General features: G+C 70.5%; 18 protein-coding genes, 1 tRNA gene and 1 pseudogene. 8 read left to right on the top strand and 12 right to left on the bottom strand.

Annotated elements, in window-relative coordinates; translation table 11 throughout:
- Nucleotide 1: 1 nt before the first annotated feature.
- From ACH4D3_RS20650 to ACH4D3_RS20625, 6 genes are all read right to left on the bottom strand, one after another.
- Nucleotides 2-925, bottom strand: a complete 924-nt coding sequence (locus ACH4D3_RS20650) for a SagB/ThcOx family dehydrogenase (RefSeq protein WP_398323912.1) — start codon at nt 923-925, stop codon at nt 2-4.
- Nucleotides 922-1,770: a hypothetical protein gene (locus ACH4D3_RS20645; protein WP_398323910.1), complete on the bottom strand. Its 849-nt coding sequence runs from the start codon at nt 1,768-1,770 to the stop codon at nt 922-924. The genes ACH4D3_RS20650 and ACH4D3_RS20645 overlap by 4 nt, the downstream gene beginning before the upstream one ends.
- 11 nt (nt 1,771-1,781) lie before the next feature.
- Nucleotides 1,782-2,798 (bottom strand): TOMM precursor leader peptide-binding protein, encoded by a 1,017-nt coding sequence (locus tag ACH4D3_RS20640; RefSeq protein WP_398323908.1) that lies wholly within the window; start codon nt 2,796-2,798, stop codon nt 1,782-1,784.
- Between the two features lie 442 nt (nt 2,799-3,240).
- Entirely contained in the window at nt 3,241-3,978 is a 738-nt protein-coding gene (locus ACH4D3_RS20635; protein ID WP_398323906.1) for a response regulator, read from the bottom strand.
- Nucleotides 3,975-5,204 carry a sensor histidine kinase gene (locus ACH4D3_RS20630; protein ID WP_398323904.1) on the bottom strand — a complete coding sequence of 410 codons (1,230 nt, stop codon included), beginning with the start codon at nt 5,202-5,204 and terminating at the stop codon, nt 3,975-3,977. The genes ACH4D3_RS20635 and ACH4D3_RS20630 overlap by 4 nt, the downstream gene beginning before the upstream one ends.
- A 176-nt stretch (nt 5,205-5,380) precedes the next feature.
- The gene (locus ACH4D3_RS20625) at nt 5,381-5,911 is read right to left on the bottom strand and encodes an Lrp/AsnC family transcriptional regulator (RefSeq protein ID WP_398323902.1); all 531 of its coding nucleotides are present in this window, start codon (nt 5,909-5,911) and stop codon (nt 5,381-5,383) included.
- 139 nt (nt 5,912-6,050) lie between these two features.
- Here ACH4D3_RS20625 and ACH4D3_RS20620 point away from each other — a divergent pair, with 139 nt between their 5' ends.
- On the top strand, nt 6,051-6,731 hold the full coding sequence (locus tag ACH4D3_RS20620) for a nitroreductase family protein (protein WP_398323900.1): 681 nt from the start codon (nt 6,051-6,053) through the stop codon (nt 6,729-6,731).
- Between the two features lie 69 nt (nt 6,732-6,800).
- Here ACH4D3_RS20620 and ACH4D3_RS20615 read toward each other — a convergent pair whose 3' ends face one another.
- Nucleotides 6,801-7,682, bottom strand: a complete 882-nt coding sequence (locus ACH4D3_RS20615; protein ID WP_398323898.1) for a hypothetical protein — start codon at nt 7,680-7,682, stop codon at nt 6,801-6,803.
- A gap of 7 nt (nt 7,683-7,689) precedes the next feature.
- Complete coding sequence (locus tag ACH4D3_RS20610) at nt 7,690-8,376, bottom strand: papain-like cysteine protease family protein (RefSeq protein WP_398323896.1); 687 nt, start codon at nt 8,374-8,376, stop codon at nt 7,690-7,692.
- 421 nt (nt 8,377-8,797) lie between these two features.
- Here ACH4D3_RS20610 and ACH4D3_RS20605 point away from each other — a divergent pair, with 421 nt between their 5' ends.
- The gene (locus tag ACH4D3_RS20605) at nt 8,798-9,784 is read left to right on the top strand and encodes a hypothetical protein (RefSeq protein WP_398323895.1); all 987 of its coding nucleotides are present in this window, start codon (nt 8,798-8,800) and stop codon (nt 9,782-9,784) included.
- A 131-nt stretch (nt 9,785-9,915) separates the two neighbouring features.
- Complete coding sequence (locus tag ACH4D3_RS20600; protein WP_398323893.1) at nt 9,916-11,283, top strand: endonuclease domain-containing protein; 1,368 nt, start codon at nt 9,916-9,918, stop codon at nt 11,281-11,283.
- Between the two features lie 360 nt (nt 11,284-11,643).
- Here ACH4D3_RS20600 and ACH4D3_RS20595 read toward each other — a convergent pair whose 3' ends face one another.
- From ACH4D3_RS20595 to ACH4D3_RS20585, 3 genes are read right to left on the bottom strand one after another with little or no spacing between them, the layout of a single operon-like run.
- The gene (locus ACH4D3_RS20595; protein WP_398323891.1) at nt 11,644-13,065 is read right to left on the bottom strand and encodes a hypothetical protein; all 1,422 of its coding nucleotides are present in this window, start codon (nt 13,063-13,065) and stop codon (nt 11,644-11,646) included.
- Between the two features lie 50 nt (nt 13,066-13,115).
- Nucleotides 13,116-13,532 carry a PIN domain-containing protein gene (locus ACH4D3_RS20590; RefSeq protein ID WP_398323889.1) on the bottom strand — a complete coding sequence of 139 codons (417 nt, stop codon included), beginning with the start codon at nt 13,530-13,532 and terminating at the stop codon, nt 13,116-13,118.
- On the bottom strand, nt 13,529-13,792 hold the full coding sequence (locus ACH4D3_RS20585) for a CopG family transcriptional regulator (protein WP_398323887.1): 264 nt from the start codon (nt 13,790-13,792) through the stop codon (nt 13,529-13,531). The genes ACH4D3_RS20590 and ACH4D3_RS20585 overlap by 4 nt, the downstream gene beginning before the upstream one ends.
- A gap of 784 nt (nt 13,793-14,576) precedes the next feature.
- Here ACH4D3_RS20585 and ACH4D3_RS20580 point away from each other — a divergent pair.
- The 3 genes and pseudogenes from ACH4D3_RS20580 to ACH4D3_RS20570 all read left to right on the top strand — a co-directional run bounded on the left by ACH4D3_RS20580 (nt 14,577) and on the right by ACH4D3_RS20570 (nt 17,583).
- A complete protein-coding gene (locus ACH4D3_RS20580) occupies nt 14,577-14,720 on the top strand; it encodes a hypothetical protein (RefSeq protein ID WP_398323885.1) in 144 nt (47 codons plus the stop codon).
- A gap of 107 nt (nt 14,721-14,827) precedes the next feature.
- Nucleotides 14,828-16,006 (top strand): annotated as a pseudogene (locus ACH4D3_RS20575) (IS3 family transposase).
- Nucleotides 16,007-16,224: 218 nt separating this feature from the next.
- Complete coding sequence (locus ACH4D3_RS20570) at nt 16,225-17,583, top strand: hypothetical protein (RefSeq protein WP_398323883.1); 1,359 nt, start codon at nt 16,225-16,227, stop codon at nt 17,581-17,583.
- A gap of 305 nt (nt 17,584-17,888) precedes the next feature.
- On the opposite strand, the gene ACH4D3_RS20565 is transcribed toward ACH4D3_RS20570, so the two are convergent.
- Nucleotides 17,889-17,960, bottom strand: a tRNA-Arg gene (locus ACH4D3_RS20565).
- A 179-nt stretch (nt 17,961-18,139) separates the two neighbouring features.
- On the opposite strand from ACH4D3_RS20565, the gene ACH4D3_RS20560 reads away from it, so the two are divergent.
- On the top strand, nt 18,140-18,643 hold the full coding sequence (locus tag ACH4D3_RS20560) for a response regulator (protein WP_398323881.1): 504 nt from the start codon (nt 18,140-18,142) through the stop codon (nt 18,641-18,643).
- A 109-nt stretch (nt 18,644-18,752) separates the two neighbouring features.
- Nucleotides 18,753-19,796 carry an ArgS-related anticodon-binding protein NrtL gene (gene nrtL, locus ACH4D3_RS20555; protein ID WP_398323879.1) on the top strand — a complete coding sequence of 348 codons (1,044 nt, stop codon included), beginning with the start codon at nt 18,753-18,755 and terminating at the stop codon, nt 19,794-19,796.
- The last annotated feature ends 15 nt before the right edge of the window (nt 19,797-19,811 follow it).

Raw genomic sequence — 19,811 nt, 5'->3', positions numbered from 1 at the left:
GTCACCGTCCGGCGGGCGGGCCGCACGCGAACATCAGCGAGACGAAGGTGTCCCGGCCGTCCAGCCGCAGCAACTCGTTCGCGGTGTCGTCGTCGAAGGCGGCCACCGCGGTGCAGCCCAGCCCGAGGGCGGTCGCCACCAGGTAGAGGTTCTGCGTCAGGACGCCGAGGTCGACGTGGGCGAACCGGTAGGAGCGGATGCCGTACTTCCACTCCACCCTGGCCATGTCGAGGGTCAGCACCAGCACGGCCGGCGCGTGGAACAGCCAGTCGGCGGCGATACCGGCCTCGGCGACCTTGCCGCGCATGTTCCCGGAGTCGACGACCGTCAGCTCCGGCCCCGCCGGGCGGTAGTAGTACAGGCCCTGGTCCAGTCCGGCCACGTCGTTGGCGACGACATAGACGTCGACCGGACTGAGCCCGCCGGCCGAGGGCGCCCGCCGCACCGGGAAGTCCCGCACGTTGTAGCCGGGCCGGTGGTCGTGGATGCCCGCCGCGCTCTCCAGCAGCCCGGCGAGGGTGGTCAACGGCAGCGGCCCGGGCGCGAAGACGGTGGACGAGTGCCGCTGCTCGATGGCGTCCGCCAGGGACGTCGAGGGCAGCGGCTCCGGGTCGGGCAGCGGGACCGACGGCAGCCCGGCGGGCAGGGCGGGCTCGGCCGGACGGGGGCGGGCCGCCTGCAGTTCGCGCGGGTCGATCATGTCGTCGCAGACGGCGGCGCGCAGCCGGCGGTGCAGCAGGTCGCGCGGGCGCAGCGGGGGATCGTCCGCGCCCACGGCGACCCTCGCGGCGAGCCCGCGCAGCGCGGGCAGGTCGCAGACCCGCAGTCCGAGCGCGTGCGCGAGCTGCTCGTCGGTGACGTGGGCGGTGTTCGGGCTGGTGGTGCTGGCGTTGGTGGTGCTGGGGTTGGTGGTGTCGACGGTCATGCCGGGTCCTCCTCCCTGTGCTCCGCGGCGTCGGTGCGGCGCAGGGCGACCACCGCCAGGGCGGACCGCTCCAGGCCGTCGCAGTGCAGCAGCGTGTCGAGTTCGTCGTCGTAGAAGTCCCGTACCGGTTGGGCCGCGTAGCCCGCCCGCCCGGCCAGCCCGCACACCACGTCGAGCAGCACGCCCGCGTCCATGAGCATGTGCCGGTAGCCGCGGGGCCCCCAGGCGAGCATGGTGCGCCAGGGCACGCCGGTCAGCACGAGCGCGGCCTCGGCACCGCGCAGCGCCTCGGCGGCCTCCGGGTCGGCCATCGCGCCGGCGAGCGCCGCCGGGCCCTCGTCGAGACGGCGCTCCACCCACAGGGCGCTCTCACCGGGCTGCTGGCGGCACAGGGCACCGTCGGCGACGACCATCAGGTCGCAGCCGTAGAGGAGTTCCGCGAGCGGGCCGTCGTCGCCGAAGGGCGCGCACAGGCCGGCCAGCGGCCCCGGCAGGGTGCCGTGCGGGCGGCGCACGGGATTGGCCTCGGCGGTGAAGTCCTCGGCCCGGTGCCGGCCGCAGGTGGCGAAGAACCAGCGCCGCACTCCCTCGCGTTCGGCGGCGGAGAGCCGGTCGTCGGGGCGGTGCCGGGAGAGCCGGGTGTTGAGGTGGAACAGCTCCGCCACGTCGTCCTGCGCGGGAGCGACCCGGTTGACGAACCCGGAGGCCTTGCCGGGGGCGAGTTCGACGACGTTGGGGGAGGGAAGGAGGGTCTGCTCCAGGGTGCGGCGGAGCAGGTGGTCGAGGCCGGGGAAGTCGGTCCGGGAGGTGCTGGTCCCGGTGGGCGAGGACGCGGGAGGGGTCATGACGGGGCCTCCTACAGGAAGGGGTGCCGGAAGGAGGGCCGCTGCTCCGTGCAGACCGGGCAGCGCGGGAGCCGCAGCACATGCTCCTGGGTGACCTCCAGACGCTCCATGTCGATCCGCAGCGCCCGGCCGACCAGGAAGCTCGCGCCGTCCACGAGGTAGCGGACGGCGCCGATCGCGGCCCACGAGGCGGCGATCGCCGCATAGGGGGCGAGCAGCGGAGGGAGGTCGTCGGCGGTGCGGCGGGAGAGCTCCTCGCTGTACAGCTGGTACTCGTGGCGCAGCGCGCGGGACGACTCGTGCTGGATCTCGTGCTCGTTGTAGCAGGCCGACTCGCCGGGCACCACGAGCGGCCCGACGATCAGCTCGCTGCCGTCGGCGTAGACCGGCAGCCAGGAACGGCCCGCGGCGACGGCCGCCCGGTTGAGCCGGTGCAGCAGCGCGGGACGCAGTCCGTCCAGGGCCAGGACGAGCAGGTCGGTGCCGTCCAGCAGGGCGGCGAGCTGCTCGTCGCCGTCCGCGCCGTCCAGTCCGGCGGTGCCGGCCGCCGGCGCGGACACCTCGCCGACGCCGAGTTCGGTGAGCTGGGCGCGCAGCTGCGTCGCGACGGAGCCGCCGCCGACGAGCCCCACGGTGGTCTGCTCCAGGCCGCGCACGGGGCTGCCGTCGCGCAGGCTGTCGTGCATCGCGAGCAGGCCCGCGTCCTCGGGTACGAGCACGCCGTCGTCGGCGAGTTGACCGACGAGCCCGGTCAGCTGCTCCTTGTCGGCGCGGTCGGCGAAGCGGCCGACGACGTCGTCGGGCAGCCGGGGCTCGGCGAAGGCGCGCAGCAGCGGACCGAGCACCCGGTGCCGGCCGTCGTCACGCAGCACGCGCGAGTAGCGCGAGCGGGCCCCGTGCCGCAGCAGCACCTCGTCGTCGGTGCACTGCACCACGGTGAGATAGGGGTTCCGCACGAGCCGGGCGCCGGAGCGGTCGGTCACGGACGCGCCGGGTTCGGCGGAGTCGGGGGGTGGGGACAGGGTCACGGGTTCTCCTCGGGGGGAGGCGCGATGAAGGGTTCCGCAGGGACGCGGCAGGGATGCGGCAGAGACGCGGCAGGGATGCGGCAGGGACGCCGGGGGGGCAGGGGTGCGGCACGGGTTCGCGGGCGTGCCGTGCGGGGGCCGGGCCCGGTACCGAAGGGGACCGGGCCCGGCCGCGGCGTCACATCATCACCTTCTTGGAGACGGTGCAGTGACAGTGGCAGCACCAACCGCCGGGCGCGACGGTGGCGTCGGCGGAGAAGTACTTCTCCTCGACCTTGTCGATGATCCGCAGCATGAGACACCTCCTCTCCCACTCGTGAGGACGGGGCAACGAGCGGGATCAACCTAGGAAGCGGTGCGAAAGGCGGGCAATGCCCGCGGACGGTCCGGAAGCGGACATGGCCTGAGGGGGACGAGCGGGCGGCCGACCGCCCCGGAACGGCTACCGTCGGTCGTCTTCGGACCCGAGACCGTCCTCGCGCACCCGCACCGCGAGGTCGATCTTCGTGTACGCCGGCCGTCCCGCCCGCCGGTACTTGTCCTTCACGCGGTCGAGGTGGTGCTTGGCGGTGTGCGGGCTGATGCCGAGCCGCCGCGCGGTGGCCTTCAGGGTGAGCCCCGAGGCGTAGTGGCGCAGCACCTCCAGCTCCTTGGGGGAGAGCCGGGGCCGGAGGCGGCCGGTGTGGTGCGCCCAGGCGAAGGCGAGCTCGGGGGAGTGGACGGTGCCCCCGGCGGCCACCGTCACGACGGCCTCGACGAGGGTGTCCAGGTCGTTGTCCTTGGTGAGGTAGCCGTCGGCGCCCGCGGCGACTGCCTCGACGACCCCTGTGCGGTCGGTCGCCGTACTGATGATCAGTACGCGGCTGCCGGCGGCCCTCAGCCGACGGATGTTGGCGACGGCTTCGGAGCCGTCCTTGAGGAGGAGGTCGAGCAGGACGACATCGACGCCCGGACCCTCGGAAAGCCCGTCGTTCGGGCGTCTGTCGTCCGGGAGGGTGGTGTTCGGGCGTCTGTCGTCCGGGAGGGTGGTGTTCGGGCGTCCGGCGTCCGGGAGGGCGGCGAGCAGCGCGTCGACCGTGGCCACGGCCGCGACGAGCCGCAGCTCCGCCCGGCCGGACAGCCAGGAGGCCAGGCCCTCCAGGAGCATCCGGTCGTCGTCGACCACGGCGACCCTGATCATCCCGGCCAGCGCAGCGTGACGCAGGTGCCCTCGCCCGGGGCACTGTCGACCTCGGCGGCACCACCGATGTCCCGCATCCGGGCGTGCACCGAGCGGCGCAGGCCCAGCCCGGACGTGGCGGACGGCCGCTCGGGACCGAAACCGGTGCCCCGGTCCACGACGGTCACCAGCAGATGGCCGTCGTCGCCGGTGGCGGTGAGGTACGCGCGGCCCGTACCGGCGTGCCGGAGCACGTTGTTGAGCGCCTCCCGGACGGCGTCGCCGAAGCCGGTGGCCACGTCGGAGGGCAGGGCGGGAAGCGCGTGGTACCGGGTGGTGACCCGCAGCCCCAGGTCCTCGGCGTCGCGTACGGCCTCCTCCAGGGCGGTGCCCGCAGGCAGTCGGCCCGGCGCCGGATCGCCCCCGGCCTCGGCCTCGGCCTCGTTCTGCTGCACGAGCCTGCGCAGGTAGTCCGCCTCGCGGGCACAACGGCTGCGCACGCCCTCGCTGTTGGCGTCGACGTTGCCCTGGGCGATGGCGGTGAGAGTGGCCAGAACGGTGTCGTGCAGGGCCCGGTGGTGGGCGATCCGTTCCGCGTACCGGGCACTCTCGGCCTCGGCGCGCACGGCCTGGGCGGTCGCGGCGTCCAGCAGCCTGCCCTGGCGGCGCAGGTACCACCAGAAGACCAGGGCGATCGCGGCGGACGATGCCACGGCGTTGAGGTGGCCGACGGTGACGGCGACCTGGGCGTCGGCCATGCCGTAGCCCACGAGGTGCGCGGCGCCGACGGCCAGCACCGAGGCGAGCGCCGCCCAGCGCCGCAGGGCGATGGCGGCGACGGCGCTCGACGAGCCGCCCAGCAGCATGACCCAGGCGATGGACGGCGCGTCCCTGGTGTCCGCCCAGGCGTAGGCGGCGAAGGGCAGGGCGCACCCGGTGACGAGCACGTCCAGGACGACCGCCCGCCGGTCGAACCAGCCGCGCCTGCGGGCGGCGCCGTGGACCAGCACGCTGCAGCCCAGCGCGGTCGCGAGCACGGCCCAGGACACCGGGCGGCCGGCCTGGTGCCGGGCGACGGCGGCGACCCCGACCAGCAGATGGCTGGCGCGGTACAGCAGCGTGGCGAGCACCAGGAACGCCTGCGCCCGTTGCACCCCCGACCCGAGGCCGCCCGTGCCGTCGGGTCCCCCCTCCGCCGCCGCCCCGGCACCGCGCCGCGGTATGCCCCCGTTGTCGCCCCGCCCCATGTCCCCTCCGCAGCAGCGCACACCCCGTCGGACGCGAGGCACCGGGCCGGGCGCCGCACCGTCCGCGGAGACGTGTGATTCCGGGGTGTACGGTCTTCCGGCCGCACGGGTTGCCCAGTTCCCCAACTGGCCCGCACCGCAACGCCCTTGACACCCCACCTTGGTCGAGTGCCAGGCTACTCGTCCGTGCCCGCCGCCCGGACAGGACGGGCCACCCGGTCCGCGGGCTCCGAAAGGCCGGACACCTCGTCGACCAAGGGCTGGACGCGGTACGGGACGACCGCGCTCAGCGCGATGACCGTCCTGCTGCGCCGCACGCCCGGCACCTCGAGCACGTGGTCGATCACCTGCTGCACGTGCTGGTTGCTCGTGCCCGCGATACGGCACCAGATGTCGCCGGGGCCCGTCACGACGTGCGCCTCCAGGATCTGCGGAACGGCCCGCAGACGCGCCGCGATGGCCTCGCGGGCGGGCTGGTGCACCTCGAACGTCGTGAACGCCTGGACCACGTGCCCGAGGGCGGCGACGTCCATGTCCGGGCCGTAACCGGTCACCACGCCGGAGCCGGTCAGCCGGTCGAGCCGGGCCTGCAGGGTGCCGCGGGCGACGCCGAGCCGACGGGCGATCTCCAGCAGGCCCTCACGCGGACGCTCCCGGAGCAGCCGCAGCATCCGGCCGTCGAGCTGGTCGAGCCCCTGTCGTGCCACCGTACCTGCCGATCTGCCACCCGAAGGGCAGCCCGATCCCGCATCGGCTGCCAAATCGGCAGCCGACGGATGCCTCTGTTGCCCATTGGGCACTCCCCGTCCCACCCTATGTGCTCCCGTCCAGGAGGAGACCCGTTCCGTGAGGCAGCACACGCACCCGTTCGTCCCCTACCGCCCCGACCGGTACGACGAGGCCGAAATGGTCCGGCGGGGAAGGGACTTCGTGTCGTTCGTCGACCGCAGGCGCAGCGTGCGGTTCTTCAGCGACGAGCCGGTCCCGCGCGAGTGCGTCGACCTCGCCGTCGCCGCGGCCAACACCGCACCCTCCGGCGCCCACTTCCAGCCGTGGAAGTTCGCCGTGATCGGCGACGCCGCGACCAAGCACCGCATCCGCGTCGCCGCCGAGGAGGAGGAACGGGTCAACTACGAGGGCGGGCGCATCCCGCCCGAGTGGCGCGCCGCGCTCGCCCGCCTCGAAACGGACTCCGACAAGGGCTTCCTCGACGTCGTCCCGTGGATCGTGGTCTGCTTCGCCGAGAAGAGCACCGCGCTGCCGGACGGTTCGCTGCGCAAGAACTACTACGTGAACGAGAGCGTGGGCATCGCCTGCGGCCTCTTCATCACCGCCCTGCACGCGATGGGCCTGAGCACCCTCACCCACACGCCCAACCCGATGGCCTTCCTCACCAAAATCTGCGGACGCCCCGGCAACGAACGCCCCTACATCCTCTTCCCCGTCGGCTACGCGGCGCCCGACTGCGAGGTCCCGGACCTGGCCCGAAAGCCCCTGGCGGAGGCGATCACCGAGCCCCCGCGCTGACGGCCCCCGACCGCCGTGGGCGTCGTCGGGGGCCGTCGCGGCCGTCGGGGCCGTCGGCTCAGGTCCGGCTCACCTCCCGGCGAGCCGCCGCCGGCGGACCAACAGCCCACCGGCCACCCCGGCGGCGGCGAGGGCGCCGGCTGCCACCCCGGCGGCGACCGGCACGGTGTCCGCCGGCCCCGAGTCCGCGTGGGCGTCCGGGGCGGCGACCCGCGCCCGCCCGGCCCCGGTGTCGTACCCGCCGGCGTAGCCGCCCTCGTCGTACGCGGACCCCGGCATCTTGTCGGCGTACCGCTGGTGCACCAGGCGCTGGTAGCGCGCCAGGCCGGTGCCCCCGGCGCCGACGGAGGCGCGGGCCTCCTCGTTCAGCGGGACCACCCGGCCCTCGGCCACCCGGTACCAGGCGTTCAACTGGGGCTCCCGGAAGACCACCGAACCGGCGCCGGCGCGGGCCGCGTAGTCGGTCTCGTCGCTCCCGGTGGCGATGTTGACCACCTGCCACTTCCCGGCGACCCGGGCCGTCCACACCGAGGCGGTGTCGCCGTCGGCGTCGACGGCCTCGGACGCGGCGAACTCCATCGTGGCCACCGGGGTCCGGCCCGCCGAGGCCGCGGTGACGAACTCCGGGTTGAGCGAGTACACCGGTACGGCCGTGCCGACCAGGCGCGGATCGGCGGCCTCGGCGGCGGTGGCCTCCTGGGCGGGGCCGAGTCTGCCCTTGCGGCCCGGCGGGAGGCCGTCGCGGGCGAAGAAGGTCTCCAGGACCCGCAGGGTGGCGGGGTCCCCGGCGGCCCGGTGGGCGGCGGACAGCTGCGCCGGGGTGGGGGCGTCGGCCACCACAGCGGTATCGGAGGGTCCCGTCTGGCCGGCGGCGGCCGCCGGACCGGGCCCGAGAAGGGCCACGCCGGGCAGCGCGATCAGCAGGACGGTGTGTCGGAGTCGGGGTCGCATGCCGGGCTCACGCTCCGATGCCGTAGAGGGAGTGGGTCCAGAAGAAGGAGCCGTTGTTGACGTAGTAGCCGTAGGCGGCCCAGTTGTAGCGGTTGCTCGACGGCCAGGGGTCGCCCCAGTACACCCAGTTCTCGCTGACGTCGTAGCCGTACACGGTCAGCATGTGGCCGCCGCCGGACTGCCACTGGATCCGCGACATCACCGGGCGGTCGGCGTCTATCTCCCGGGTGATCGTGTCGTAGTTCAGGTAGCCGTTGACGTACCGGCCCGGATTGATGCCCATCGCGTCGAACGCCCGCTGGTCGTTGCCGAGGGTGGCCTGCCAGTTGGGGCAGGAGCTGTTCACGGCCCGGCCGAAGGCGAGGTTGCAGAACTGGTTCTGCGAGTAGTCGTGGCCGTAGTACTCCGCGACGGTGTCGCCCGTCGCGGCCCAGCACCAGTTGCTCAACTGCTGGGCCTGCATGGAGATGTTCAGCCGGCGCCAGGTCCACTCGGCCTGGGTGCTGCTGCTGCCTTTGCTGCTGCTGCTGCCGCCGCCGACCGCCGAGCGAGCGAGGGTGGACGACTGCGCCGGGTGGCCGGACGGCGAAGACGCCGCCGACGCCGCCGAGGGGGTGAGCAGCCCGACGCTCGCGGAGAGCGCGAGCGCGACGGCCCACCGTCGCCGTCTCCGAGGGGACAGGGACAAGCGCATGGATGGCCTCCTTGTGGGGGCGGTGAACGACCGCAGCCGACACGGCCGTTCACCTGACGAACCACCGGCCGGGCCCAGGGGAGAACGACGGGAACCGGACACCGGCGGACCGGGACCGCCCGAACCGGCCGGGGGAGTGGCTCGAGAATCGGACCGCGCGTCCGGTCGTTCAAGGTGCGAGCAAAACGGGCCGGTTCAGCGGTGAACCGGGTGTGAACACCCGTGAACGCCGCACGAGCCGGACCGGATCGCCCCGCGCCCCCGTCTGCCCAGCCCCGCCCGCATCGACCGCCGACCGCCCGCGGACGCTCCGCGCACCGGCCGTGGAATGGTCCCGTCCGACCCGGTGCCTTCGACCGCCGGCTGTGTGAACATCCACTCGAAGCACACGGGACCGGCCACCGGCGGAGGTGAAGATGTGATGCGTACCGATACGCACCCCGGCGGTACCGTGCGGGGCGACCCACCGGAAGATGCCCTGCCCGATGCCCTGACCGACGCGCTGACCGGGGCCCTGCGCACCGGCCCCTTCCACCTGGCCCTGCGCACGGCCGTCCGACGCCGCGGCCTCGCCCTGCACCGCATCCGCCACCACCTGGCCGAACAGGGCCTCCAGGTCAGCGTGACCAGCCTCAGCTACTGGCAGCGCGGTGAACGGGTACCGGCAAGGCCCGAGTCGGTACAGGTGGTCAGGGCACTCGAACACATCCTGGACATCGCCCCCGGCGCCTTGCTGCGCCTGCTGGAGCCGACCCGAGGCGGAGTCACGGGCACCACGACCCGGGCGGCCCGCCGCTACCAGGAGCTGATCGGTTCGGACACGGCGGTCCTCCACCTGCTGGACCAACTCGACTGCCCCACCGAGGACCGCCTCCACACGGTGAGCCAGTCGGAGCAGGTGCACCTCGGCCCCCGGCGCGAACTGTGGCGCCGCGAGGTCCAGCAACTCGTACGGGCACACCGGGGCAACGTCGACCGATACGTCTCCATCTACCAGGGCGACCCCGGCTGCGACATCACCCGGGTACGGATCGACCCCCTGGACAACTGCCGCCTGGGCCGCGTACGCGGTGATCAGTCGGCCTCCCTGCTCGCCGTGGAGCTGGTCTTCGACCGCCCTCTGTCCCTCGGCGAGACCCAGCCCTTCCGCTACCGCGTCACCGACGGCACCGGCGGTGAGTGCACCGAGTACACCCGGGGCTTCCGCTACCCGGTGGGCCACTACCTCCTCCAGGTCTACTTCGCCCCACCGGCCCTCCCCGTCCGCTGCTACCGCTTCACCCGCCGCTCCGCCCACGCCCCCCGCCACCGCGTGAGCCAGATCCCCCTCAACGGCTACCACAGCGCCCACCTGACGGAACAGGACGCCAGCCCGGGCATCGTGGGCCTGGCCTGGGAATGGGACTGATCTCGAGGCCCCGGTCAGCGCGAGGCACCGGTGCTTTCGCGCTCACCCGGCCGGGCCGCCGCCTCGGCCGGCCAGGAGGCCATGTCCCGCCCGGACCGGTCGGCCTGCTGGTGTCTCGCTAGCCTGTCGGTATGACGGAGCGCGTCGGACACCACCGTGCGAGGGGTGCGAAGGGTCTGGTCACTCCGGAGGACGCGGACGCGTTGTGGGCCGCTCTGACGGCCGACGGTGCCGTGCCGACGGTTGCCGGGCCGTTCACCCACCGGCCTCACCCCGCCCGGTCGGGGTATGTCCTCCTCGGGTGCCGCGTCGTCACGGCCGTTCAGGTGGACGGGGGCCGGTGGGGTGTTCCGGAGACCCAGGTGCGCGAAGCGGCGGCGGAGTTGAACGCGGTGCGGCTGGACCGGCGGGACCTGGTCCGCGTCGGTCCCTTCCGCGTGTCGCAGGGGCCCGCGTACGACGGGGAAGCACGGATGCGCTGGCGGCGGCGCGTCGCGGACGAGCTGAGCGAGCGGACCGGTCCCGGGCACACGGGGGGCCGACCGACTCACCTGGCGGGGATCGACTGGCGGCGGCTACTGGTGGAGCGCGAGCGTGCCGGGACCCGGACGTGGTGGCTGCCGCGCACGGTGGTGAGGCTGCTCGACGCGGCCGAGCACGCCGAGACACGGTGGCTGCGAGCAGAGCCGGTGCGATCGGCGCAGGGTGCGCCCCAGCAGGCACCGGCCTCGACCACTCCTCCGCCCACCGCCCGCCAGGAGACGGGCGCCGATGGCCGTCCGGAGCAGCGCGTGCCACAGCCCGCCGAGGAGGCCACCGCTCCACCCCGCCCGTACCGGAACGAGCTCGAAGACCGCCAGTACTCCGTGCTCAGCAGAGAGCCCGGCATCACGGAGAGGGTGGCCGGGTGGCTCTGCGCCGTCTGCCTCCGCGTGCCCGCCACGGTCCTCGACCACTGCCACGAGCACGGCTATGTCCGCGCCCCCGTCTGCCAGTCATGCAACACGCGGGAACGTCCCGACCACCTCTACGCCACCGACGTCCGCGTCACGGACCGCTACCTCCGCCTCTTCCGCACCGACGCCGGCACATGGCTCCGCCACTGGCACCGCTGCACCGGCTGTCGCGCACGCACCGTCCTGCCGCTGCCGCACCTCGCCGCGTGGACCGCCTTCAGCGCCTGCCGGTCCCTGCGCCCGACCCACCGGACTCCGGGCGGACGGAAGCCCTGCGGAGCCCTGCGTGTGTCCTGGACGGGCGATCAGGGCACGCCGCGAGCCTGTCTGCTCACCGTCATGGTCGACTTCTGCCCCTCCGGCGAGCACCGGATCCTGGCCCAGGTCCCCTACCGTGAGGCGGTCCGGTTGTTCCGCGGCTGGCTGGCCGAGACGGCCCCCGCCGTGTCCGCCGCGGCCGGCCCCGACCAGGTGGACGGCCTCCCGCCCCAACCCCGCCCGGTCGTCGTGGACACCGGCGGCGACGGCTTGGCACTGTTCTGAGCCGGCCTGCCCCGCCCGGCGAGGTGAACTCCGGCGCCCTCCGCCCACACATGCACGAAGACCCCGACCTCAGAATCTCCGCTGCTGACGGGGCCTTGGACACACCCACACGGTGTGCCCCCAGCAGGATTCAAACCTGCGCACACGGTTCCGGAGGCCGCAACAATCCCGAGCGTTTATGCAGGTCACGCGTACAACTGACAGATAATCAGTCTCGCGATCCCGCGCATGTCCCGCGAGGGTGAAATGCTCTATATATATCAATGGTCCATGGATGTGGCCTTCGGGAGGTGTTTGCCGAGCCTTCGTTCCTTGGGCGTACACCCTTGGCGTCCCGTGCGGGAGCGGTGCGGGAGGCTGTCAGCTGTTCGGCGGGTTTTGCTTGTGGGTGCGGTGAAGGTAGGTCCGGCGTTTGGCGCCCCGATCGCGCGTACGTGCCTGGCGGGTGCGCACTGACTCGTCGCTGGATTCCGTAGCCAAGACAACGCTGTGCCCGGCGTCGACACGCTGCTTGACCAAGGCATGCAGTTGTTCCCTGGTGGTTCCGACGGTTCCGGTGAGCCCGTGTTTGACCAAGTCAATGAACTGGGTTCCAGTGAGGTGACGTTCGACCTGGTCGTATCCGAGCATCCGTGCGGTGCTACCCGCTCGCTTCCCACGCGTGCAGTCGTCATCGAGCAGGAGGCGGATGTACGAGACAGGCAGATACATGCCCGGGGCCAGCCCTTGAGTCGGCCGCCTTTCTGCGCTCTGCGGCCAATAGGCGAGTTTCACAAAGCACGGGTCATTGCCGAGACGCCATTCGCTCGGCTGTGCCGGAGGACTGCTCATCTTGGCTGTTTCTTCGAGGCGGTCGAGTTGGCTTCTCAGGCGTGCATCCACGTATATCGAGCGGGTGTCCGGATCGATTCGCTTGTACTGGACGAAAACGAAGCTCTTGGTCGGCTCGTGATAGTAGAGCATGTCAGTGCCGAGGCGCGACTCCACAGGCGTGGCATTGACATTGACTACCTCGAGCCGCCGTCCTGATGCGTCGTGGAGTACGTGAATGTCACAGCGGACAGTGTTTCCCTGCTGCCATTCGCTGAACATCCCGAACGCCTCGCCAGCGACGCGGACGTCGTAGTCGATGAGGCTGTGCTCCACGGGCTGTGGAATCAGCCCGGCGGTGTACGGAGCGTCTGCTGACTGCGGGCGCTGCCAAGCGGCAAGCGCGGAGAGAGGGAAGTCCGCGATGCGTAGCAGGCTGCCTGTCGCGTCGCGCTGCTCTTGCCATGACTGGTCGGCAGGGCTGTTTCCGAAGACAGGCGGATCGGCTTGGGCTATCAACCAGTCAAGGAGAGGGCCAAGTCCGGGCCACCTCGCGCGTAGCGCGCCCTCCAACGATTGCCATACCGCGTTGCTGCATGCGCCGACTGTGCCCAGCAGTGAAGCGCGGTCGAACTCTTGTCGCAGGGGCGCTGGTACGTCGTTGAGTATGCCGTCGAGACCGTCGAGCGGAACAGTCTCCAGACACTCGCGGAGTGGATCGACGGTAATGCTTTTGTCGACGGCTCCCACAGTGCCATGACGAGCCACGATACCTATCCATGCGAGCCAACGTGACCGGTCACGGCCGGACTGGGCGGGGGCCTCACCGATCAAGAGCACGATAGGCGGTCCGTCGAGGGCTGCGTCGATGTTCAGGCTCTTTGGGCGGGACTTGGTCAGGCGCTGCTCAATTCTGAACTTGCCCTGGTTGGCGTCGAGTTCGTTCGAGCTCAGAGTCACTATAAAGGCCACGCTCGGACCTTATCCCGGCGGCTGCGGCCATGGTCCAGATCGAGCCGATGCTAGACCTTGATGACAGTGATGCGAGAACCGCACAGGGCGGTCAGATCCTCGGGGTCCGAGGTGAGAACCGTCGCCGGACCGGGGGCTGCGAGGGCGGTGGCGCCGAGCATGGCGTCGATGGCGTATTTGTGGCCGTGCAGGCCGGCGTCGGCTAGGAGGGCGGCGGCGTGGCGGGCGATGGGTTCGTTGACCGGTTCGATGACGAGGCGGGAGAGGGTCCACTCCAGGGCCGGGCGGTTGATCCGGGGGTGGACGACTTCCACGAGGGTGGCCGCGGAAGTGATCACCCGCAGGTCGTCGGCGCGAGCGAGGGCGAGCCAACCGGTGACAGTGCGGTCGCGAAGGACGGCCTTCGCCAGCCCTTCGCTGTCGAGGACGAGGGTGCCGCCGGGGGTAGCGGGGGAGGGGCGGGTCACGCGGCGTTCGCCCCGCCTTGCGTTTGCTGCTGGCGGGCCTGGTGGAGCTGGTCGCGCAGGGCCTGGATCTCTTCGTCGGTGATGGGCCCGTGCGCGGCCTCGGCGACCTGGATGAGCTCGTTGAGATTGTCCCGCTCGATCTGGCGCGCGACGGCGGAGGCGACATAGGCAGACAGGCCCGAAGGGCCGCTGCGGGCTCTGGCAGCCTCGGCGATGTCGCGAGGCATGGTGATTGAGTACTTTCCGGTAGGGTCATTCATGCTACACATCCTACCTCTAATCCTCCCCGCTGGTACAGCGCAGAGGGGAGCGCAGCGGCGTCGTTACTACTGAGGCTTTATGTGAGCATCCAGGACGTTCACCTGAGTAGAAGGGTCGTGGACGTCATGACCAACTCGAAATCTCAGGCGCGCGACGTCCCCGGCACGGGGCGTGGAAGCAGGGCCGTGGCCGTTCGCCGCACAGCGGGTGCTACGGATATCAGGGCGCTGGCCGATGACCTCGGCGCGGCGCTCCTCCGTTCCCTTCGGCAAGGCGCTGCGGATGAGTCCCCTGCGGGGATCAGCCGTGGCTTGCCACAGGGCCGCGTGGCTGGGGTCAGTTGGTACGTCTTTGCTCTGGAGTACATGGGGATGAGGTGGCCGCTGATCGCGGCGAAGAGTCGCGATGAGACCAGCGATGCGCTGTACGCGATCACCCGGGGGATGCTCTGGGACGTGCGGGGCCGTCCGAGCGATGAACTGCTGCGGGCGGGGCGATGCGGGGCTGGGCGTTCGTCGTCCCATGCCCGGAGCCGTGCCAGATGCCGGCGGATGTCCGGCTGGCCCTGCGCTGGGTGGCGGGAGCCTCACGTCCGCTGGCCGACCTGATGGATCCGGCCGCCGTGATGCGGTCGGTGTTGACAGCTCTGCGGCTCAAGCAGGATGGCGCGGTGGCGGCGGCCGAGACGCAGCGGCACAAGCACAAGGTCCTGGTTAATGCAGTTCGGTACGCCGTCGAGCAGCGCAAGTTGCCCGCCGACCCACTTGCTTCATCAAATGGAGCGTGGCTGAGACCGTCCACCGGGTCGACCCACAGGTGGTCGCCAACCCAGGTCAGGCGCGTTCCCCGCTGCGCGCGGTCTCCTACGTCGGCAGTTACCAGCGGGCTCGTGGACGGCGGCTGGTCGGACTGTTCGCCGGAATGTAGTACGCCGGGCTGCGCCCCGCCGAAGCGATCGGGGTGTCTTGGGACTGCTGCAGAGTTGGGTGACACCTGACCTGGCTTGCTGAGAGGCGGCCTGGAAGGATGTCGCAGTGTCCAAGCCGTATCCCAAGGAGTTCCGCGAGGACGTCGCGCGGGTCGCGCGCAACCGCGAGCCCGGTGCCACGCTGGAACAGATCGCCGCCGACTTCGGCGTCCACCCGATCACGCTGTCGAAGTGGCTGCGCCGCGCCGACACGGACGAGGGCGCCAGGCCCGCAACGGCATCCGGTGAGTCGGCCGAGCTGCGCGAGGCGCGGAAGCGGATCCGGCTGCTGGAGCAGGAGAACGAGGTGCTCAGGAGGGCGGCGGCGTATCTGTCGCAGGCGAATCTGCCGGCAAAATGATGTACCCGCTCGTCCGCGAGCTGGCCGCCGCCGCTGCCCCTTGCCGGGTGCCGGTGGCGGTGACGTACCGGGTGCTCGGGCTGGCCCGCCAGCCCTACTGCCGGTGGCTGGACCGGTCGATCACCGACGCCGATTTGACCGAGGCATACCGTGCCATCGCCTTGTTCGATGCGCACCGCGACGATCCTGAGTTCGGCCACCGCTTCCTTCTCGACGAACACGCGTCGCCGGTGAGGTGATGGCCGAGCGGACCGCCTGGCGGATCTGCCGGGACAACGGCTGGTGGAGTGCCTTCGGCAAGCGCAGGGGCCGCGGGAAGAACGCCAAGGCCGGGCCGCCGGTCCACGATGACCTGGTGCGGCGGGACTTCACCGCGGACGGGCCGAACCAGCTGTGGCTTACGGACATCACCGAGCACGCAACCGGCGAGGGCAAGCTGTATCTGTGCGCCGTCAAGGACGCTTTCTCGGGCCGTATCGTGGGCTAGTCCGTCGACGCCCGGATGCAGTCCTGCCTCGCGGCGGGAGCCCTGGAGTCAGCCGTCGCCCGCCGCGGCCCCGTCGCGGGGTGCATCGTGCACTCCGACCGCGGCTCGCAATTCCGCTCCCGCAAGGTCGCCGCCGCCCTCACCAGACATGGCCTGGTCGGTTCGATGGGCAGGGTCGGGGCCGCCGGCGACAATGCCGCGATGGAGAGCTTCTTCGCACTGCTGCAGAAGAACGTCCTCGACCGCCGTACCTGGGCCACTCGACATGAGTTGCGGATCGCGATCGTCACCTGGATCGAGCGGACTTACCACCGGCGCCGACGGCAACGACGCCTGGGCCGATTGACCCCGTCGAGTACGAGACCATCATATCCCCACCCGCAACTCTGGCTGCATAAACCCCGCTGTCACCCGATCATGCAGCAGTCCCAAACGCCAAGATTGCCAAATCGCTGGAAGAGGACGGAGACGTGGTGTAGCAACGAGTACGACGCCCGTAGGGCAGTCCAAACCTCTTGGACTGCCCTCGCTCTGTGCAGGCAGGTGCTGGATATTGCCTAGCTTGGGTAAGCATCGAATCGGGCCGTGGTCGCGCTCTAGATAGCAAAGGAGCATCGTGGAAGATAAAGATGAGAGTCTCTTGGGTGGAAGCCTCGGGTACTTCTGGGAAGATGTTCGATCTGGAAAATCCTCTAATGGCAAGGTGAGCGGATTCTTGAAAAGTTTGAACGACGGGAATGTTCAGCTTGATTATTTTCTGGATCTGGATTCTGCCTGGCGGGATGGCTATGTGCTCCCCAAGTGCATCTATGGTGCCACTGTTAATGGGCGTGTTTTGCTTCTGGATTTCATTCAATCTAGGGTAACGAGGCGGACGAATGAGCTGCCATCCGTGCGTACTCAGGTAGCCGGAACGGCGATCCTCGGAGCGACGCCCGAGCATGTGAAAAGAGATGCGGCCATCTCTGTTTCTGTGTTCTTCCCCGGCGTCACTCATTGGGCTGGACTGCAGACTGTTTCTGAAGAATCGCAGAGCGATGATGAGGGGAGAGGTAAGAGCGTCTCTCTTCATGTTGAAGGCGCGCCAAGGCAAGAGTGCCGTCTTAGCCAAGGCCGCACGATCTCGATCGCGTCGCATTGGAAGCTGGGAGGGGATGTTGACGACGGGTCAATCTTTGCGCCTGTGTCTCTGGAATGTTCTACGCGTAGGGCTCAAGCCTTCCGAGATCTACTAGATCCGCTGATGCAGGTGCAGGATATTCTAAATTTTGCCTATGCAGGTTTCGTTCCGGCTCGTGGTGGGCGCGTGAGGTTCGCGACGAATGAGAGTCCGCTTGTTCACCCCAGGGTCTGGTGTGCTCGGATCATGCAAGTTCCTGACGGGGTAACCACTCCAAAATCAATGACCGCAACGCCGATGTTCTCCTTGGCGCACATTGGAGGAATTCGAGGACTTGCCCGCTGGGCTAAATATTGTGATCAAGTGCCGCGTGTTCATCGGGCTATTTCTCTTGGGTACCGAATCGGCATGGCCAATGTGGAAGCTCGCTTTTTGGAGGTGGCTTCGGCGATCGAATATTGGGTGGCCTTGCAAGATCAGGCTGGGCTGAAATGGGCTCAAGAGAAGAGGCGGCCGTTGGCGCTAGCCCGCCATGTAGGTAGAGAATTCACTGAGTGGATCGGCGATCCCCAAGACTGGGATAGCGTTTTCGCTGGTACCTACAATGCTGTCAAGCATGATCCCAAATTTTCACCTGACCCGTATGCTTTGAACTATCTAGCCGGATCAGGGTGGCTTTTGCTGTTGTCAGATGTCCTGAATAGAATTTCTGGAACGAAACTTCCGGGGAAGGTAGTGATTGGAAATCACAGAAATTCCGATCTGGGGCGGAAGGTGTGCGAGTTGCTTTCAGACCCCAGCTCGTCGGTCAAGCGGCGCGAGGAACCTAGGAGGAAGAGGCGGGGGCGCGCATAGCAGTCCTGCAGCGAAGGGGGATGGTGCCCGCGGCTGCATGCTGTTCTCAGGCAGTGCTGAGTGCACGCAATCTGTGTCGGCGCCGCCTGGCTTCCATGCGGGGGCGGTCGGGATGCAGAGCGTGAGATGCCGGCAGTGCCGTGTGAGCTGAGGGCAGCAGCGTTTGGCCCGCGGTGTGTGTCGGAGGTGTGTCGCGGACGCGGAGAGACAACGAGAGAGGGCGGGAGTCAGTGAGACTGACTCCCGCCCTCTTCTGTCGGCATCCGCCCTGGTCACGTACGGATTTTCGTAGGTAACCAGGCGAGTGCCCCCGGCAGGATTCGAACCTGCGCACACGGCTCCGGAGGCCGTTGCTCTATCCCCTGAGCTACGGGGGCGTGTTCGTCGCGTTCGGTGTTGCTCGCGGCGACGGGTAGAACACTACCAGCTCGCCCGGGGTGGTCATGAACGGGTTTTCGCGGGTCGTGACGGTGCCCGTGCGGGGCGTTGTCACCCGCGGGGGGCGGAAGTCGGGAAAACCCGGACGCGGTGGCCGGTCCGGACCTACTCTCGAGTGGTGCCTAGGCCGTCCGGCCGGATTCTTGTTGTGGACGACAACAAGGTCATCCGGCAGCTGATCAGGGTCAACCTCGAGCTGGAGGGCTTCGAGGTCGTGACCGCGGGCGATGGTGCCGAGTGTCTGGAAGTCGTCCATCAGGTGCGGCCCGACGCCGTGACGCTGGACGTGGTCATGCCTCGGCTGGACGGGCTCAGGACCGCGGCCCGGCTGCGTGCCGATCCGCGTACCCGGGACCTTCCGATCGCGATCGTCAGCGCCTGTACGCAGTACGAGGTCGAGGCCGGGTTCGCCGCGGGGGCGGACGCCTTTCTGTCCAAGCCCTTCGAACCCGCCGAGTTGGTCGGTCTGGTGCGGCAGTTGGTGGAGCGGAAGGCCAGCGGGTCCACCGTCGTCAACGGGGCGTCCGGACCGGGTTCCGGGCCGCCGGGCTCCGGGGCCGGGGTCTCGCCGCCGAGGGTGCGTGGGCTCGCCGGGGAGAGTGGGGCGTCCGCGCAGGCGTGACCTGCGACCCGGGTCCGGTCCCCCTCGCGGGTGCCGGCTCACGTCCATATCCCGGGACCGGCGCAAATCGGTTCGCGTCCCCACCCCCTTCCTCCCATACGCTTGTCCCGTGACACCCGTAGAGCTCTCCCGCACCGTGCTGCACGCGGTGCGTCGCGCCGTCGACGCGGGGGAGCTGAGCGTGGCCGTGCCGACGCGTGCCGTGGTCGCGCCGCCGGGGCCCGGCGGGTGCGGGGACTACGCCACCAGCATCGCCCTCCAGCTGGCCCGCCCGGCCGGGCAGCCGCCCCTGGAGGTCGCCGAGGTGCTGCGGCCCTACCTCATGGGCACCGACGGCATCACCGACGTCGTACTCACCGGGCCGGGGTTTCTCAACATCAGTCTCGACCGCGCCGCCACCGCCGCCGGAGTCGTCGGCGAGATCCTGAGCCGCGGGGAGCGGTACGGGTACGCCGACGGGCCCGACGGGCGTGTCGTGCAGCTGCACTGTCCGTACGAGGTGCGTGCCGTCGTCGTCGGCGAGGTCGCGGCGCGGCTCCTGCGTTCCCAGGGGGCGCTGGTGCGGGTGACCGCCGAGGGGTTCGAGCCCGGCTGGGCCTCCGTCCTCGGGGTGACGGTCGACGCCGTCGGGGTCGCCCCGGCCGCGCTGCCCGTCAACGTCCGGCCCGTCCCCGCACACGGGTCCGCCGACCCGATGCCCCTCGGGCGGGACGCCGGGCGCTGGGCCCTGCTCCACCCCGCGGCCCACGACCGGCCCCGGGCCGGCGACCAGTACCTCGTCCAGCGGGAGGCGAATCCCCTGTTCCGCGTGCGGTACGCCCACGCCCGTGCCCGGGCCGCCACGCGCAACGCCGCCGACCTCGGGTTCACCGCGGCCCCCGGACCCGTCGCCGAGCGCGACCTCCTCGCCGCCCTCGCCGACCACCCCCGCGTTCTCGCCGCCGCCGCGGACCACCGCGCCCCCGACCGGCTCGCCCGGCATCTCGTCACCGTCGCCGACGCCGCGCTGCCGTTCCTGCCCACCGTGCTGCCCCGCGGCGGGGAGAAACCCTCGGCCGCCCACCGCGCCCGGCTGGCCCTCGCCGAAGCCGTCGGGGCGGTGCTGGCCGGCGGCCTGGCCCTGCTCGGCATCGACGCACCCGAACACCTCTGAGAGAGCACGGAAGAC

The organism is Streptomyces sp. NPDC018026 (genome assembly GCF_044327745.1).
In the GTDB taxonomy this organism is placed as follows: Bacteria; Actinomycetota; Actinomycetes; order Streptomycetales; family Streptomycetaceae; genus Streptomyces; species Streptomyces rubrogriseus.
Note: the sequence above shows the minus strand (reverse complement) of the source record. Positions and strands in the feature narration are given on the sequence as shown.